The 16358-nt window shown below is 67.3% G+C and carries 18 protein-coding genes, 1 tRNA gene and 1 pseudogene; 14 read left to right on the forward strand and 6 right to left on the reverse strand.

Annotation, left to right across the window (positions count from 1 at the left end; genetic code table 11):
- Positions 1-59: 59 nt before the first annotated feature.
- The 6 genes from WA944_RS03135 to WA944_RS03160 all read left to right on the forward strand — a co-directional run bounded on the left by WA944_RS03135 (position 60) and on the right by WA944_RS03160 (position 3455).
- Positions 60-134 (forward strand) — tRNA-Val (locus WA944_RS03135).
- Between the two features lie 65 nt (positions 135-199).
- Positions 200-880: a thermonuclease family protein gene (locus WA944_RS03140; protein WP_526646265.1), complete on the forward strand. Its 681-nt coding sequence runs from the start codon at positions 200-202 to the stop codon at positions 878-880.
- 66 nt (positions 881-946) lie between these two features.
- Positions 947-1159: a hypothetical protein gene (locus WA944_RS03145; protein WP_163889990.1), complete on the forward strand. Its 213-nt coding sequence runs from the start codon at positions 947-949 to the stop codon at positions 1157-1159.
- Positions 1160-1215: 56 nt separating this feature from the next.
- Positions 1216-2466 (forward strand): serine/threonine-protein kinase, encoded by a 1251-nt coding sequence (locus tag WA944_RS03150; RefSeq protein WP_526646267.1) that lies wholly within the window; start codon positions 1216-1218, stop codon positions 2464-2466.
- An 84-nt stretch (positions 2467-2550) separates the two neighbouring features.
- The gene (locus WA944_RS03155) at positions 2551-2802 is read left to right on the forward strand and encodes a hypothetical protein (protein WP_526608835.1); all 252 of its coding nucleotides are present in this window, start codon (positions 2551-2553) and stop codon (positions 2800-2802) included.
- A gap of 233 nt (positions 2803-3035) precedes the next feature.
- On the forward strand, positions 3036-3455 hold the full coding sequence (locus WA944_RS03160) for a hypothetical protein (protein ID WP_526371774.1): 420 nt from the start codon (positions 3036-3038) through the stop codon (positions 3453-3455).
- 3 nt (positions 3456-3458) lie between these two features.
- On the opposite strand, the gene WA944_RS03165 is transcribed toward WA944_RS03160, so the two are convergent.
- Positions 3459-3818 (reverse strand): helix-turn-helix transcriptional regulator, encoded by a 360-nt coding sequence (locus tag WA944_RS03165; protein WP_526371772.1) that lies wholly within the window; start codon positions 3816-3818, stop codon positions 3459-3461.
- An 82-nt stretch (positions 3819-3900) separates the two neighbouring features.
- Here WA944_RS03165 and WA944_RS03170 point away from each other — a divergent pair, with 82 nt between their 5' ends.
- The 4 genes from WA944_RS03170 to WA944_RS03185 all read left to right on the forward strand — a co-directional run bounded on the left by WA944_RS03170 (position 3901) and on the right by WA944_RS03185 (position 6298).
- A complete protein-coding gene (locus tag WA944_RS03170; RefSeq protein ID WP_526371770.1) occupies positions 3901-4377 on the forward strand; it encodes an SRPBCC family protein in 477 nt (158 codons plus the stop codon).
- A 48-nt stretch (positions 4378-4425) separates the two neighbouring features.
- Positions 4426-5148: a Clp protease N-terminal domain-containing protein gene (locus tag WA944_RS03175; protein WP_526371768.1), complete on the forward strand. Its 723-nt coding sequence runs from the start codon at positions 4426-4428 to the stop codon at positions 5146-5148.
- Between the two features lie 109 nt (positions 5149-5257).
- Entirely contained in the window at positions 5258-5752 is a 495-nt protein-coding gene (locus WA944_RS03180) for a hypothetical protein (RefSeq protein WP_163889980.1), read from the forward strand.
- Positions 5753-5755: 3 nt separating this feature from the next.
- On the forward strand, positions 5756-6298 hold the full coding sequence (locus WA944_RS03185) for a GNAT family N-acetyltransferase (RefSeq protein WP_526374760.1): 543 nt from the start codon (positions 5756-5758) through the stop codon (positions 6296-6298).
- Here WA944_RS03185 and zapE read toward each other — a convergent pair.
- Positions 6274-7323, reverse strand: coding sequence for a cell division protein ZapE (gene zapE / locus WA944_RS03190; RefSeq protein WP_526374762.1), 1050 nt, complete (start codon positions 7321-7323; stop codon positions 6274-6276). The two genes, WA944_RS03185 and zapE, sit on opposite strands and share 25 nt — an antisense overlap.
- Before the next feature lie 34 nt (positions 7324-7357).
- Here zapE and WA944_RS03195 point away from each other — a divergent pair, with 34 nt between their 5' ends.
- The 4 genes from WA944_RS03195 to msrB all read left to right on the forward strand — a co-directional run bounded on the left by WA944_RS03195 (position 7358) and on the right by msrB (position 11500).
- Entirely contained in the window at positions 7358-8155 is a 798-nt protein-coding gene (locus WA944_RS03195; protein ID WP_526608657.1) for a pyrimidine reductase family protein, read from the forward strand.
- Between the two features lie 23 nt (positions 8156-8178).
- Positions 8179-9753, forward strand: a complete 1575-nt coding sequence (locus tag WA944_RS03200; protein WP_526608655.1) for an alpha/beta hydrolase — start codon at positions 8179-8181, stop codon at positions 9751-9753.
- Between the two features lie 66 nt (positions 9754-9819).
- Positions 9820-11073 carry an arabinofuranan 3-O-arabinosyltransferase gene (aftC, locus tag WA944_RS03205; RefSeq protein ID WP_526375914.1) on the forward strand — a complete coding sequence of 418 codons (1254 nt, stop codon included), beginning with the start codon at positions 9820-9822 and terminating at the stop codon, positions 11071-11073.
- A gap of 10 nt (positions 11074-11083) precedes the next feature.
- Positions 11084-11500, forward strand: coding sequence for a peptide-methionine (R)-S-oxide reductase MsrB (gene msrB / locus WA944_RS03210; protein WP_163889969.1), 417 nt, complete (start codon positions 11084-11086; stop codon positions 11498-11500).
- On the opposite strand, the gene WA944_RS03215 is transcribed toward msrB, so the two are convergent.
- The 4 genes and pseudogenes from WA944_RS03215 to WA944_RS03230 all read right to left on the reverse strand — a co-directional run bounded on the left by WA944_RS03215 (position 11452) and on the right by WA944_RS03230 (position 16215).
- The gene (locus WA944_RS03215; protein ID WP_526608653.1) at positions 11452-13833 is read right to left on the reverse strand and encodes a putative bifunctional diguanylate cyclase/phosphodiesterase; all 2382 of its coding nucleotides are present in this window, start codon (positions 13831-13833) and stop codon (positions 11452-11454) included. The genes msrB and WA944_RS03215 overlap by 49 nt on opposite strands.
- 204 nt (positions 13834-14037) lie before the next feature.
- A complete protein-coding gene (locus tag WA944_RS03220; RefSeq protein ID WP_526370649.1) occupies positions 14038-15219 on the reverse strand; it encodes a putative bifunctional diguanylate cyclase/phosphodiesterase in 1182 nt (393 codons plus the stop codon).
- Between the two features lie 7 nt (positions 15220-15226).
- Positions 15227-15811 (reverse strand): annotated as a pseudogene (locus WA944_RS03225) (diguanylate cyclase domain-containing protein); the annotation flags it as partial.
- A gap of 161 nt (positions 15812-15972) precedes the next feature.
- A complete protein-coding gene (locus tag WA944_RS03230; protein ID WP_526608651.1) occupies positions 15973-16215 on the reverse strand; it encodes a hypothetical protein in 243 nt (80 codons plus the stop codon).
- Positions 16216-16358: the final 143 nt, after the last annotated feature.

The raw sequence follows: 16358 nt of genomic DNA on the forward strand, positions 1-16358 counted from the left end.
CGGCCTGCAAAGCCGTGCACACGGGTTCGATTCCCGTCTCCACCTCCGAGTATGTACCGGCGCGATTAGCTCAGCGGGAGAGCGCTTCCCTGACACGGAAGAGGTCACTGGTTCAATCCCAGTATCGCGCACCAGCATTGCCCTCGATTCCGCTCGGTGCCACCACCGCAGCGGGCTGCCGATTCAGTAAGGCTCCGTCGTGAAACGCCTGTTCACAGCCCTGATAGCGGCCGTGGCGCTGGGTATGGCGACTGTTGTCGCGCCGGCCACCAGTACGGCCGACGAGGTCAACACCACAGCCGACGTGCTCCGGGTCGTCGACGGCGACACCATCGACATCCGCGATGACAACCGCGGCCGCCTCCGCGTGCGGATCCTCGGCATCGACACACCCGAGACCAGCAAGCCCGGCTACACCGTCGGGTGCTGGGGCCCGGAAGCGACCGAGTTCGCGAGATCGACTCTGCTCGGGCAGCGTGTCGCGCTGGAACTCGACCCGACCCAAGACCGGACCGACAGCTACGGCCGCACCCTGGCTTACCTGGTCCGAGGCGACGGATGGGACTATTCGGTCGAGGCAGCGCGCGCCGGCACCGCCCGGTCCTACGTCTACGGCGGCAACCCCGTCAGTCGATATGACGCGATCCAGGCCGCGGAAAGCGAAGCCAGAGCTGCCGGCCGTGGCCTGTGGGGTCCGCCCTGTTTTGGTGACACCACATCGACGCTGGCCGGCACCGCGCCTCCCGCCACCCGACCGGCCGGCACCCATTACGGCACCTGCGCTGACGCGCGCGCCGCGGGTGCCGCTCCCCTGCTGGTCGGCCAGCAGGGGTACCGCTCGGGTCTGGACGGGGACGGCGACGGCGTCGCCTGCGAATAGCGGCGCGGCTGTTTTGTCGGTGGCAGATGTCAAGGTGGATATCCATCCCACCGAAGGACACGCGCCATGCCTTTCACCCCACCTCTGAGCGCCGGCGACCTGCGCGACGGCTGGCGTTCGCTGGCCCAGCACCTCACCGCAGACCAAGTGGAGCACCTCTCGGCGATGGAACGTCACCCGGCCTACGCCTTCCGGCCGGGGTTTCTGCTCCTCGAAGCGCTCGAGCTCATCCAGCCCGGCTGGGCTGCGGAATACGCCGTAGCGCTCGCCGTCCGGTAGCTGCATCACCGGCGCAGGGTTAGTTAGCGGCCCAGCCCCGGGGCTATTCTCCTTCCGTGCCAGACGGACGGCTATTGGTGGACCGCTACGCCCTACGCGGAGTGCTGGGACGTGGCGGGATGGCCGAGGTTCACGACGGGTGGGACACCAGGCTCGACCGCCCGGTTGCGGTGAAGCTGCTGCATCCGGGTCTGGACGCCCAGCCCGACAACCGAGACCGGTTCCTCGCCGAGGCGCTGGCTGCAGCCTCCCTGAACCATCCGAACATCGTCGCGGTCCATGACAGCGGCGAGGACGAGGGCACCCCGTTCATCGTCATGGAACGGCTGCCCGGCGCGACGCTCGCCGACGAGATCGCGCACGGACCGCTGCCGCCGGCCAGGGTCCGGCTGATGCTCGACAACGTCCTCGGCGCGATGGCCGCGGCGCACGCCAAGCAGATACTGCACCGCGACATCAAACCCGGCAACATCCTTCGCGCCGCCGCCGGGGACGAATACAAGCTGGCCGATTTCGGCATCGCCAAAGCCGGTGGGGCGGCTTACACGATGACCGGCCAGATCATCGGGACCATGGCGTACTTGAGCCCCGAAAGACTCTCCGGCGCACCCGCTTCGGTCGCCGACGATCTGTATGCCGCCGGTGTCGTCGGCTACGAAGCGCTCACCGGTCGACATCCCTACGGGCTCGATGAGAACATCGGCGCACTGGCGAAAGCGATCCTCTACGACACTCCGCCGCCGCTTCGCGCGGCGCGCCCTGAAGTCGACCCCCAACTGGCAGCCCTCATCGAACGCAGCATGTCCCGTGAGCCCGGCCTGCGCTTCGCCACCGCCGACGACATGCGTGCCGCCCTGCACGGCCGGATGCCGGTGCTGCCCGTCAGTCCGGGCGGAGCGCCCCGGCCCGCCACCAAAGTTCTCGACATGTCCTCCACGGCAACGGCATTCGCTCCACCGATGCATCCTGGTCAGCCACTGCCCGGTGACGCCCGTCCGAACCGGAAGACGAAGCGGGTGCTCGCTGCGACAGGCGTCGTCGCGGCGTTGGCAGTGACAGCCTTGGCGGTGGCGCTGGATTCACCGACCACCGTCCCCGCCCAGCCCGTCAGCGAGAGCACTACCTCTGTGCCAGCGCCTGCACCACCTCCACCACAGCCGACCGCGAACACCCTGGCTCCCCCGCCGGCGCCGACACCGGTAGTTCAACCGTCCAATGCGGGGGTGCAGCCTCCCGGCTTGGGCAACCGCGACAAGAGGGGCAACGGCAACAACGGCAACAACGGCAAAGGTGACAAAAAGAACTGACCTCCCCGCAGAAATCCCCTTGACGACGGGGTTAATACCGCAGTAAGCGGGTAACCGTTCGGTCACAATCTTTCCGTCAGCAACGTGCATGAAAGCGATACGACCATGCAGGACAAGATCGAAACGGACACCCTCGGCATCTGCCCCGCCTGCGGTTATCCGAGGTTCGGGGTCGGCCTGTGTGCCTACTGCCGCCCGGTACAGGCCATGCGCGGCCCCTACGACTTCACGTCGACTCCTGCGGCATTCCAGCCTCTCAGTCCGGCCGCCGCGGCGTCGGTCGTCGGGTCGGAATCAGACGTCGCAGACGCCGGCGCCCGGCTACCGACCGGATAGCGGCCGCTGGGATCTGTTTCCAAGTAGTGATCTATCTATTAGGTCGTTCTCAGCTTCGGGTCGTAACTTCGGTATCGGCACAACAGACATCCCCGATAAGCTCGGCCCGCCACCAACCCCCCCGGGTGGCGGGCCGAGATCGCGTTTGCTGCTCTGGAAACCTGACGACGACCCCGCGGCAAGGGCTAATGTTCGCGGTACGCCAGCATGGTCAGACAACCCAGGGGTAGGACATGATTCGCGAGATTCTGGCGGCGACCGCCGCCGCTGCCGCCGTGTGCTCAGCGCCGACAGCGGTAGCCGAGCCCGGTCCGATGTACCCCGACAACCCAGGCCGGTACGCCACCGACGTCCCCGGCATGATCTACGACGCCCGCCTCACCGCACCCTGCACCAACATGGAACGGTTCACATTCGGTCGCGGTAAGGGCGGCGAAGCGCTGCAGTGCCGCTGGATCCCCAACCAGTGGCCGCCGGTGTACACCGGGTTCTGGCAGATCGCCTACGAACTGCACGGAGTCCAGGAAATAGGTTCACGCTGCCCCAAACCCCAGGCTGCCGCGCAGGCGCCCGACGGCCGGCCGTTGCTGTGCGTCGGTGCTCAAGGCTGGCAGCCCGGCATCCTCACCAGCGCCGGATTCACCCCGCTCTGACGCTCACGAACTGCGCAGCGTACGGCTGGGCTCGGTGCCGAACACCTGCTTGTAGGCGCTGCTGAACCGACCGGGATGGCTGAATCCACACCGGCCCGCAATAGACGTCACGGTATCGAGCGCCGGGTCGGCCGACTGCAGCTCGCGGTGGGCTCGTTCCAGCCGGATCCGCCGCAGGTACTCCAGCGGAGTGGTGTCCAAATGCTCCCGGAAGGCGTACTGCAGGGCGCGCGGGGTCACGTCGCTGGCCGACGCGATGTCGCGGATGGTGATCTCGTACTGGGCATTGTCGTGAATGAAGTCCAACGCCCGGCGCAACAACCGCGGTTGCGTGGTCGTGGTCACTCGGTTGTCCGGCCTCATCGAGATGTCGGGTTCCCGAACTTCGCGCAGAGCGAAACCCCGAGTGATCGATACCACTGCCCGGCCTGACACGATCGGGGCCATGACCGACCGCATCGAGGTGTCACGCACCATCCCCGCCACCGCCGCCGAGATCTTCGCTGTCCTGTGTGACCCGCAGGGCCACGTCGCGATCGACGCGACCGGCATGTTGCAGGACGCCGACGGCCACCCCGTCCGCGCTGTCGGTGACACCTTCGTGGTGCACATGGACCGCGAGGCCCTCAACGACTTCCCCCTGGGGCGCTATGACGTCACGGTGCAGATCAGCGCGTACGAGCAGGACGCATTGATCGCGTGGAAGATCCTCGGCCAGATCAAACCGCAGATCGGCCACGTCTACGGCTACCGCCTGCAACCGGCCGACGAAGGCACCCTGGTGACGTCGTTCTACGACTGGTCCGACATCGACCAGCACTGGCGCGACGCCGACATCTTCCCCGTCGTGTCCGAAGGCGCCCTGCGGGCCACCTTGGGGATTCTCGACAGGACCGCCCGGCGCGGCTACCCCCGCGGCTAGCGTCAACCAGAGGTTGACGAAAGGTTGGCGTCAACCTACGGTTGACGCATGAGCGATACCGCCAAGATCCGTAACCCCGTCCGCCTCGACGACCTCATCGACGTCATCAAGAACGTCCACGACGAACCCCTCGAACAGCTGAGCGACGCCGTCCTGGCCGCCGAGGCCCTGGGTGAGGTGGCCGACCATCTCATCGGTCACTTCGTCGACCAGGCCCGCAGATCCGGCGCGTCATGGACCGAGATCGGCCGGTGCATGGGCGTCACCAAGCAGGCGGCCCAGAAGCGCTTCGTTCCGAAGACCCCCACCGACGCCGCGGCAATGGATCCCAACGACGGCTTCAGCCGGTTCACCCCCCGGGCCCGAAACGTCATCGTCGAGGCGCAGAACAAGGCTCACGCCGCCGGCAACGCCGAGATCCAACCCGCACATCTGGTGCTCGGTCTGTTCGCCGACCCGACCGGTCTGGCAGCACGCCTGATCGCCGGGCAGGGAATCGACCTCGCCACGGCCGCAGCCGCGATCACCCTGCCACCGCGGGTGGCCGAGGTCCCGGCCCTGATCCCGTTCGACGCGCGCGCCAGAAAGGCGCTCGAGCTGACGTTCCGCCAGGCCCTGCGGCTCGGCCACAACTACGTCGGCACCGAGCACTTACTGCTCGCGCTCTACGAGGAAGAAGACGAGGACGGGACGCTGCACGGCATCGCCATCGACTGGGAACGCTTCGAACGTGAACTGCTCGCCGCCCTGGAAGCGTTCACCACGAACTGATCTCAGCCACCCGAGGCAAAGGTGTCCTGACCGCGAACCGCCAACCGCCACCACCCCCGCTGCCCGGTGTGCGATCATGCGAAGCACGCCTACGAGGGGACCCCACAACATGCGTCGCTGGCTTGTGCTGCTGATCGCCACCATGGCAGCGCTCGGAACTGTGCTGGCACCGTCGGCGTCGGCGGCCAAGATCCCGATCGGGCGACTGGGCGAGCCACTGCGCGTCGAGTTCGAGGGCCTGGTCGCCGATGTCACCGTCAACAACATCCTGCCCTCGCCGGTACCCCCGGGCTTCGGCTATCCGCCGCGGGCGCCGCGCTATCAGGTCTACCGCGCCGACATCACGATCACGCCGGTGCAGGTGCCCACGCCCTACGCGATGGCCATCACCTACCAGTTCCGTGGGGTGACCCCGACCGCCGACGCCTACGAGCCGCGCAATAGCGACTCCCCCGATGCCCTGCAGTTCGGCATGCAGAACGCCCGGGTGGGCCAGACGTTCACCGGCGGGGTGTGGTGGGACTGCTACCGCGACCTGGTGTCCAACGTCGTGCTGCTGGACAAGATCACCGGCACCCGACTGGCGCAGTGGAACGTGGCCTGACGCTTGACCGTTGAGATCGACGTTGAGATCGACACTGCCACCTCATCCCGGCTGACCGAACTCGCCGACGTCGCCGCCCGCACCTTCCCGCTCGCCTGCCCCCCGTCGGCCACCGCGGACGACATCGCCGCGTTCGTCGCCGCGAACCTGAGCCCGGCTCGCTTCGGCGACTACCTGGCCGACCCCGACCGGGTGCTGCTCACCGCCACCTCGGCGGGGCGGATCGTGGGCTATGCCATGATGATTCGCGGTGTGCCCGACGACGCCGACGTGCTGCGCGCGGTCACGCTACGCCCGGCGGTGGAGCTGTCGAAGATGTACGTGCTGCCCGACTCCCACGGGGTGGGAGTGTCCGCCGTGCTTATGTCGGCGGCGCTGGCGAAGGCCGAGACACTGGCTGCGGCAGGGGTGTGGCTCGGCGTCAACCAGCAGAACCGGCGAGCCCAACGCTTCTACGCCAAACACGGGTTCACGATCTGCGGGACCAAGTCCTTTCGGCTGGGCGCCGCCGTCGAGCAGGACTACGTGATGGTCCGCCCGGCCTGACCGGCGGCGGTCAGCGCCAGCAGCCGTGACGTGGCGCGCAGATACTTCTTGCGGAACCCCCCGGCCAGCATCTCGTCGCTGAACACGGTGTCCAGCTTGGCACCCGAGGCCACCACCGGGATCCCGGCGTCATAGAGCCGGTCGGTCAGCGACACCAACCGCAACGCGACGCTCTGGTCGTCGATGGGACGAACGCCGGTGATGAACACCTCCGAGACCCCTTCGATCAGCGACAGATAACGCGACGGGTGCATCGTTGCCAGATGCGCGCACAGCGCGTCGAACTCGTCGAGCGTCGCACCGGGAACCGTCGCCGCCCGCTCGGCGACGTCGGCGTCACCCAGCGGCTCCGGCGCCGGCGGAAGGTCACGATGGCGGTAATCCGGGCCCTCGATACGCACGGTGGTGAACATCGCTGCGAGCGTGTTGATCTCCCGCAGGAAGTCCTGCGCGGCGAACCGCCCCTCCCCCAACTGTTCCGGCAGCGTGTTGGAGGTGGCCGCGATCGACACGCCACGTTCGACGAGCGCCGACAACAGCCTCGAGATCAACGTGGTGTTGCCGGGGTCGTCGAGCTCGAACTCGTCGATGCAGACCAGCACGTAGTCGGAGAGCAGGTCGATGCACTCGACGAACCCGAACACCCCGGCCAGCTGCGTGAGCTCGCCGAACGTGGCGAAAGCCCGCTTGAACCCCGCAGCACCGGACACCGCGTAGTAGGAGGACGCCAGCAGGTGGGTCTTGCCGACACCGAATCCCCCGTCGAGATACACCCCCGCCCCGGGCAGCACCTCACGCTTGCCGAACAGCTTCTTCTTGCCGGCCCGCCGCTGCACCGCCTGCTCGCAGAACCGCCTGCACGCCTGCACCGCCGCGGCCTGGGACGGCTCGGCCGGATCCGGCTTGTAGCTGTCGAAGCTGACGTCGGCGAAGGTGGGCGGCGGGGTCAGCTGGGCGATCAGCCGCTCCGGGGTGACACTGGGCCGTCGATCGACCAGACGCCCCACATCGCTGGACCCGTGCATGCAGGCACCTTAACGGCGTGCTGTGATTCTTCGTATGTCCGGCGACGGTGACGGGACGCAGTTCACAGTGCTGGGCCGGATCGACGAGCTCGGCCCGGGTGCACTCGCGCAGCTCTATGCCTACCCTCCCGCCCTGCAGTCGTGCTGGGTGCGGGGCAACATGATCGCCTCCCTCGACGGCGGCGCGACCAGCGAAGGCAAGTCCGGGGCGCTGGGCGCGGACGGTGACCGGGCGGTGTTCGCGGCGCTGCGCGAGGTCGCCGACGTGATCGTGGTCGGTGCGTCCACCGCGCGGGTGGAGAACTACGCGGGGGTGCAGCTCAGCGCTTCGCAGCGGCAGTCCCGGCGCGACCGCGGCCAGGCCGAGGTGCCGCCGATCGCGGTGCTGACCCGGTCCGGACACCTGGAGCACGACGCGCGATTGCTACGTCACACCGAGGTGACGCCGATGATCTTGACCAGCACCGACGCGGTCTCCGACACCGAAGCGCGCCTCGGGGGGCTCGCCGAGGTCCTCGACGCCTCCGGCGACCGGCCCGACTCGGTGGATCTGCGCACCGCACTCGCGCTGCTGGCCGAGCGTGGGCTGAGGCACGTGCTGACCGAGGGGGGCCCCGGGGTCCTGGGCATGTTCACCGCCGAGGAGGTACTCGACGAGATGTGCCTGACGGTGGCCCCGGTGCTGGTCGGTGGCGCGTCGCAGCGCATCGTGACCGGGCCGGCGGAGGTGCACACCGCGATGCGGCTGCGCCATGCGCTCACCGACGACGACGGCTATCTCTACCTGCGCTACAGCCGGTCCGGACCGGCGCGCTCCGGCGCAGCTCAGTGATACCGGTCAGTACTGTGGTCGGCATGCGTCGTCTGCTGCGTGCCCAGGGCACTCGAGGCTCCGTGCTGGCTGTGGTGGTCTGCGTCGTCCTGGCAGGCTGCTCACCCGGCCTTGCGGCAAACCCGCGCTACGCCACCGACTCCGGGGCCGGCCCCCAGGGCCAGGCCCCGCCCGCACCGCCGTCGGACGGGCCGCCGGGAATCGAAGCCCCGAAGAACGAGCTGTCGTGGCGGGAATGCACGTCGCGGCTGTTCAGCGACGCCCAGCTCGACCCGGTCCCCGGCGTCTCGCTGGAGTGCGCCAGCTACGACGCCGACCTCGACCCCATCAACGGGGCCACCGGGACCGTCAGCATCGGGGTGGTGCGCGCCAGATCCGCACAGACGCCCGCCGACGCCGGGCCGCTGGTGATGACCACCGGGTCGGATCTGCCGTCGTCGGTTCAACTTCCGGTGTGGCTGTCCCGGGCGGGTACCGATGTGCTGGCCGGAAACCCGATCGTGTCGGTGGACCGCCGCGGCATCGGCATGTCGGGCGCGCTGGACTGCCGCGACCTCTACGACCGCCAGGAGATGTTCGAGCAGGCCCAGTTCCAGACCGGTGACGACCCGGTGGCCAACCTCCGCGCGGTCACCGTCACAGCCACCACGAACTGCACCGACACCATCGCCCCCGGCGATTCGGCCTACGACAACGCGCACGCCGCCGAAGACCTCGAACGCCTGCGCACCACCTGGGACGTGCCCGCGCTGGCGCTGCTCGGCGTCGGCAACGGCGCCCAGGTGGCGCTGGCCTACGCGGGATCACACCCGAACAAGGTGGCCCGGCTCGTCCTGGATTCTCCGCTGCCACTCGGGATCGCCGCCGAGGCCGCCACCGAGCAGCGGGTGAAGGGCGAGCAGGCCGCCCTCGATGCGTGGGCCACCCAGTGCGCCGCTGCGGGCTGCCCGCTGGGCGCCGACCCCAAGGCCGCCGTCGACGCGGTGCTGGAATCGGCGGCGCAGGGCCGCGGTCCCGGGGGCGCCTCGGTGGCCGGCGTCGCCGACGCCATCTCCACCGCGCTGGGTTATCCGCAGGGCGAGAGGGTGGATGCCGGAAACGAACTGGCCCTGGCGATCGCCGACGCCCGCTCCGGCAATACCAGCAGACTGAACGATCTGATCAACAAGGCGGAGTCGCTGCGCCAGACCGACGGCCAGTTCGTCAACAAGTGCAGTGACGCCCTCAACCGGCCCACCCCCGACCGGGTCCGTGAACTCGTCGTCGCCTGGGACGACCTTTATCCACAGTTCGGCAGGGTCGGCGCGTTGGACATGGTGAAGTGCCTGAACTGGCCCAGCGGCAGCGCACCGCCCGAACCGACAGGTCTCGAGATCCCGACGCTGCTGCTCGGCGTGCAGAACGATCCCATCGTCGGCAACGAAGGCGTCGCCGCCGTCGCGGCCACCGCGATCAACGCCGGATCGTCCAACCGGCGGATCATGTGGCAGGGCATCGGACACGGCGCCAGCATCTACACGCCGTGCGCGCTGCCCCCGGTGATCGCTTACCTCGATTCGGGCGAGTTGCCACCGACCGACACGTTCTGCCCGGCTTGACGTAGGCCATGTCGCCGCGGGGCGCCCCTGATCGTCGGGTACGGTGCGCACGTGCGTGATCTTGTAATGGGCGCGTTCCGGCCCCGCACTTCTCCCCCGAGCACCGCGTCGGTGCTGCGGTCGATCCTGTGGCCGCTGGCGATCCTGTCGGTCATCCACCGCAGCTACGTGCTCGCCACCAACGGCTACATCACCGACGACTTCGCACCCGTCTACCGGGCCGTGGTGAACTTCAAGCTCGGCCTCGACATCTACAACGAGAACTTCAACCACGTCGACCCGCACTACCTCTACCCGCCCGGCGGCACGCTGATCATGGCGCCGTTCGGTTATCTGCCGGTCGAGGCGTCGCGGTACTGGTTCATCTTCTTCAACACGCTCGCCATCGTGCTCGCGGCCTATTTTCTGCTGCGGTTGTTCAACTACACCCTCGCCTCGGTGGCCGCGCCGGCGTTGTTGCTGGCGATGTTCTGCACCGAGAACGTCACCAACACCCTGGTTTTCGGGAACATCAACGGGCCGATCCTGTTGCTGGAGGTGCTGTTCTTCCGGTGGCTGCTCGACAAGAACCAGAGCCACGAATGGTGGGCCGGTGTGGCCATCGGGTTGACGTTGGTGGTCAAACCGCTGCTGGCGCCGCTGCTGTTGTTGCCGCTGCTCAACCGGCAGTGGCGGGCGCTGGTGAGCGCGTTCGCCGTCCCGGCCGTCTTCAATGCAGCGGCGTGGCCGTTGATCAGCGACCCGATGAGCTTTGTCACCCGAACGCTGCCGTACATCATGTCCACCCGCGACTACTTCAACAGCTCGATCCTGGGCAACGGGGTGTACTACGGGCTGCCGATGTGGCTGATCATGCTGCTGCGCGTGGCCTTCGCCGTGCTCGGCGCGGCGTCGCTGTGGCTGCTGTACCGGTACTACCGCACCCGCGATCCGCTGTTCTGGATGCTGACCTCGTCGGGCGTGCTGCTGCTGACGTCGTGGCTGGTGCTCTCACTGGGCCAGGGCTACTACTCGATGATGCTGTTCCCGTTCCTGATGACCGTGGTACTGCCGAACTCGGCGATCCGCAGCTGGGTGGCCTGGATGGCGATCTACGGTTTCACCACGATGGACCGCTGGCTGCTCGGACACTGGCCGACGACCGGACGCGCGTTGGAATACCTGAAGATCACCTACGGTTGGTCGTTGCTGTCGATCGTGGTGTTCGTGGTGCTGCTGTTCCGCTACCTCGACGCCAGGGATGACGACCGACTCGACGACGGCATCGACCCGCCATGGGTCGCCCCGCTCACCCCCACCGGGGCCAGATCCGGCGGGTAACCTCGGAGCCATGACAGCGACAGGCCCCAAACTGGTGCTGAGTGACGACCAGTGGCGCGAGCGACTCAACCCGGAGGAGTTCGCGGTGCTGCGCCGGGCTGGCACCGAGCGACCCTTCACCGGCGAGTACACCGACACCAAGACCGAAGGTGTCTACGAGTGCCGCGCATGCGGCGCCGAACTGTTCCGCAGCACCGAGAAGTTCGAATCCCATTGCGGCTGGCCCTCGTTCTTCGACCCAGCCGATACCGACGCGGTGATCCTGCGCTCCGACGACTCGCTGGGCATGCACCGCGTCGAGGTGGTGTGCGCCAACTGTCACAGCCACCTCGGACACGTCTTCGAAGGCGAGGGCTACCCGACACCGACCGACCAGCGCTACTGCATCAACTCGATCTCTTTACGCCTCAAGCCCTCGGCCGGGTAGCCGTCGGCGCACATGGGCTCGCCCATGTCGCATGCCTGCCGCGTGGACTGCAACAGCGCCAGCATGGCCTTGGGGTCCAGCGGCCGGCTGTAGTGGAAACCCTGGGCGATGTCGCAGCCGTAGGCGAGCAACTCGGCTGCGGTCTCGGCGTCCTCGACCCCCTCGGCCACCGGCGTCACCCCCAGCACGTGGGCCAGGTCGATCACGGCTCGTACGATCGCCGCCGACGTCGGTTGGGTCAGGATGGGCGTGATGAACTCCCGATCGAGCTTGACCTCGTCGATCGGGAACTCGCGCAGGTACCACAACGCCGAGTAACCACTGCCGAAGTCGTCGATCGCGATGCGGATGCCGCAGTCCCGCAGCTTCGCGAACACCGAGCGGGTCTCGGCCATGTTCTCGAGCAGTACGTCCTCGGTGATCTCGACGGTCAGTGTGTCGGGCGACAGCCCGGTACGTTCCAGCGCCCGCATTATCTGTGCCGGCAGATCGGTGTCGCTGATGGACGGGGCGAACACGTTCACAGCGACGGGTACCCCGACGCCGTTGGCGTACCACTCGGCCGCGTCGTCCAGGGCGAGGTCCAGCATCACCGACGTCACCGATTCCATCAGGCCGTGCTCACGGACCAGCGGAAGAAACTCGTCCGGGACGAGTAGCCCGTACCGCGGGTGCGGCCAGCGGACCAGCGCCTCGGCGCCGACGATCCGCCCGGTGCGAACCTCGAACTTCGGCTGGTACACCGCGCTCAGACCCCGGTGTTCGATGGCTTGCCTCAACTCGCCGAGCAGCCGCGCTGAGCCTCCCCCGTCCGCACCGTTTCGCCGCGGGTCGGCCGCCGGCGAAACACACTCGAGGCCACGGTGCAGTTCCATGTCCGGCGCGTACGCGACCAGTTGCCTGGACCGGGATCTTTTGGCCGTGTACATCGCGACATCGGCCCGCTTGAGCAGTTCGTCGGCCGTAAGCGCCGCGTCGCTGAATCCTGCCACCGCCAACCCGACGCTGGGCCGCACCAGAAGGTCCTGCCCGTCGATGTCGAAGGGCCGGTCGAAGGCGTGCACGACATGCTGCGCCGCCTCCCGGGACGCCGCAGCATCACCTTCCATCAGCACCGCGAACTCATCGCCGCCCAGACGGGCGACGGTGTCGTTGGCCCGCACCGTCGCGGCCAGCCGCTCCCCCACCCGGACCAGCATGGCGTCCCCCGCCGGATGCCCCAGGCTGTCGTTGACCAGCTTGAAGTCGTCGAGGTCGATCAGCAGCACCCCTACCGAGAGGCGCTCATTGCGGTGCAGGTGCATCGCGTGGTCCAGCCGGTCCTGGAACAGGGTCCTGTTGGCCAGCCCGGTCAGCGGGTCGCGCATCAGCTGGTCAGAAACCTCTGCCAGCAGGCGGCGGTTCTCGGTGAGAAGCAGGAGCTGACGGACCATCACCGCGAACACGGTCATGATCCCCACGATGTACAGCGCTCCCAGCGTCGGGACCAGGACCGGAGCACACAACACCACGGCGATGGTGACGGGCACGAACGGCAACCACATCGATGCGCGCGACGGAACCCGCGGCCGGGCCCGTACCGATATCGGCCGTGTCCGCCCGTCGAGCATCGCCGCTCCCGCGATGGCCAGGAAACCCCAGGCGTACCCGAGCGAGATCGCTTCGTAGTACTGGCCTTCCACTGCTGTCACATACGCGTACGCGGTGTCCGCGATCATGATCGACACCAGGCCCAGCGTGAGCATCACCATCATCGACCGGTCCTCGGACGGCACGCGGACCAGCAGCAGCAGGGCGATGGTGACCAGCGCGATCCCAGCGACGGGATAGGCAAGCGCCAGCGCCATCGACAATGCGTCCTGCACCCGGACCGTGTAGATGCTGTCCAGGAGTGTCACCCACATCGCTCCGAAGAGGGCACCGGCCACGATCACGCCGTCGAGCAGCACCCGCAGCCTCATCGACCGTGGATGGTCACCCAGGAAGAACAGCAGCGCCAGACCGGCGCCGACCGGCAGCAGGGCGTACCCCACGTCGGCGACCGACTGGAATTGCAGCGTCCCGTGAACCAGGCCGGTATAGCCCCAGACCAGTTGGCCGGCGGCGAAGCCGCCGGCACCCACACCCATGCAGATCCATGCTGTGCGTCGCCTGCCCTGTGCCCGCCGCGCCGCTGCCAACGCACATCCCACGGCGAACAGCGCGAATGCCGACATCACCAGATCGGCGCCGAACCGGACCGTCGGATGAGTGCTCCAGCTGCTCAGTTGAAGCACGGAGAAGCCGGCACCCACGGCGAAGAGGGCTGCCACCACCGGTCTGGGGTTCGGCACCGGACGATGCTAGCAACCTGCGAGGTGGCCAGACCATTTTTTGACGTCAACGTCATAGAGCGGTACGCACCGAAGACGGCCAGACAGCGGGAATAACAGGCAGGCGACAGGCTAGCCTACCCATGGGTCAATGGCCGCGATAGCCACTTCTCAGCAAACTGACGGCAGCGCGGTGACCAGTTTCTCCGCACTAGCTAGGTCCCGTCAGTTCAATGCCGGTCGGGTAGTGAGCGCAGCCTGCCGCTGTGCCTGCAACAGGTTCAGAATCGCCGCTCCGGGCAGTGGCGTGCTGTAGTGGAATCCCTGCGCCACGTCGCAACCGTAGTCGAGCAGACGGGCTGCGGTCTCGGCATTCTCCACCCCTTCGGCCACCGGGGTGATGCCCAGCGCGAGATCGATCACCGCTCGCACGATGACCGCCGACGCCTCGTTCGTCAAAACCGGTGCGATGAACGCCCTGTCGAGTTTCACCTCGTCGACGGAAAACTCGCGCAGATACCACAACGCCGAATACCCGCTACCAAAATCGTCGATAGCTACCCGAATTCCCTTGCTCCGCAACTTATTCAACACCGAACTCGCCCGACCCACGTTGTCCAGCAACAGGTCCTCGGTGACCTCGACGGTCAGCGATTCGGGCGCCAGTCCGCGCCGTTCCACAGCATGAGTGATCTGCTCACAAAGCCCGGGATGGGCCATGGCGGGGGCGAACACATTGACGGCTACCGGCACTCCGACGCCCATGTCGTACCACTTGGCAGCATCGTCGAGTGCGAGTTCGAGCACCACCATGGTCAGCGACCGCATCAACCCGTGCTGACGGACCAGCGGTAGGAACTGGTCGGGACTGAGCAGACCCCGCTGGGGGTGGGGCCAACGGATCAGCGCTTCCAGACCGACGATCTCACCGGTGCGCAGATCGAATTTCGGTTGATAGACGACGCTGAGCCCACAGTGGGCGATCGCATGACGCAGCTCGCTGAGAATCGGACTCGACTCGGTGCCTGCTGCCATGACAGGACTCTCCAGACCACTGTCGTCGAGCCCGTCCAGATCCATGTCCGGGGTGAACGTGAACAGTTGGTTGGAGCGTGACCGCTTGGCGGTGTACATCGCCACGTCGGCCTGCTTCAGCAGCTCGTCTGCGGTGAGCGCATCGTCGTCAGCCGTGGCGATCGCGAGCCCGACACTAGGACGCACCCGCAAGCACTGGCCATCGATGGAGAACGACCGCTCGAACGCGGTCACCACGCGTTGAGCCACCGCGTAGGAGGCTTCTACCTCCCCTTCCATGAGCACCGCAAACTCGTCCCCACCCAGCCGGACAACCGTATCGCTGGCGCGCACCGTGCCGATGAGACGTTCGGCCACCCGTATGCGCCACATCCCCGACCGGATGGCCGAAGCTGTCGTTGACCAACTTGAAGTGATCGAGATCGATGAGTAGGACCGCGACCGCGACCGCAGTCGCCTGGCGCTCACGCAGTTGCATCGCGTGGCTGAGCCGATCAGAGAACAGGGTGCGATTGCCCAAACCGGTCAGGGGGTCGCGCAGCGCCTGGTCGGCGACCTCGACGAGTAGCCGCCGGTTCTCCCCGATCACCAGGAACTGCCGGATCATCACCGCGAGCACCGTCACCAGCGCCGAGATGAACACCACACCGATCCCGCCGATCAACAGCGGCGTGCACACCACCACCGACACCAGCACCGGTACGTACGGCAACCACGCAGTGGTCCGGGAGGGGACATGCGCCGCGGTGTCAGTCTCGACACGAGGGGATCGCCGGCTCACTATTCCTGCCATCCCGATACACAGGAAGCCCCATGCCCAGCCGATGGCGATGAAGTGGTGCTCATAGAAGCCGTCCACAGCGGTCAGGTACGCGAAAGCGGTGTCGGAGACGGCGATCAGCAGCAGACCGCACGTCACCAGCGACAACGCCGCGCGTTTCAGCGCCGGCGCGCGGACCAACATCAGAACGGCGATGGTGACCAACGCCAAGTCGACCACCGGGTATCCCAGTGCCAGTTCCGAGCAGCGTCAGCCACGCCGCGCCGAAGATTGCGGTGCCGAGATCACACCGTCGAGCACAAGACGCAATCGAGTTTCCCGCGGAAAGACTGCCAGCGAAAAAATCAGGTAGAGAGCTGCGCCCACCGGGAACAACACAAACCCCGCTCAGCCGGCGACGGCAACGGTGCACTGTCGGCGACGAGGTCGTAGTAGCTCCACATCGCCTCACCGGCAGCCCACCCGCCGGCGCCGAACGCCAGGCTGTTCCACGCGGCGCGGTCGCGCCCCCGCTCCCGGCGGGCAGCCAGCGCTGCTCCGACGGCGGCGAGCGCCGCGAAGCCGACCAGGCCCACGTCGTCGAGCACACGGATGACGTTCGGGCCGCCCCCACCACCCAGCAGCTAGCTAGGGGCTCGCGCAGTAATTGATTAGGTTTTTCCGTTTGGTTTGTTCACACTTGTGGTATGACGCTGCCTGCTGTGGACTCCGATCCGGTCGCCGCCCGTTT

The sequence above is a fragment of the Mycobacterium sp. genome (assembly GCF_049683355.1).
Classification (GTDB): domain Bacteria; phylum Actinomycetota; class Actinomycetes; order Mycobacteriales; family Mycobacteriaceae; genus Mycobacterium.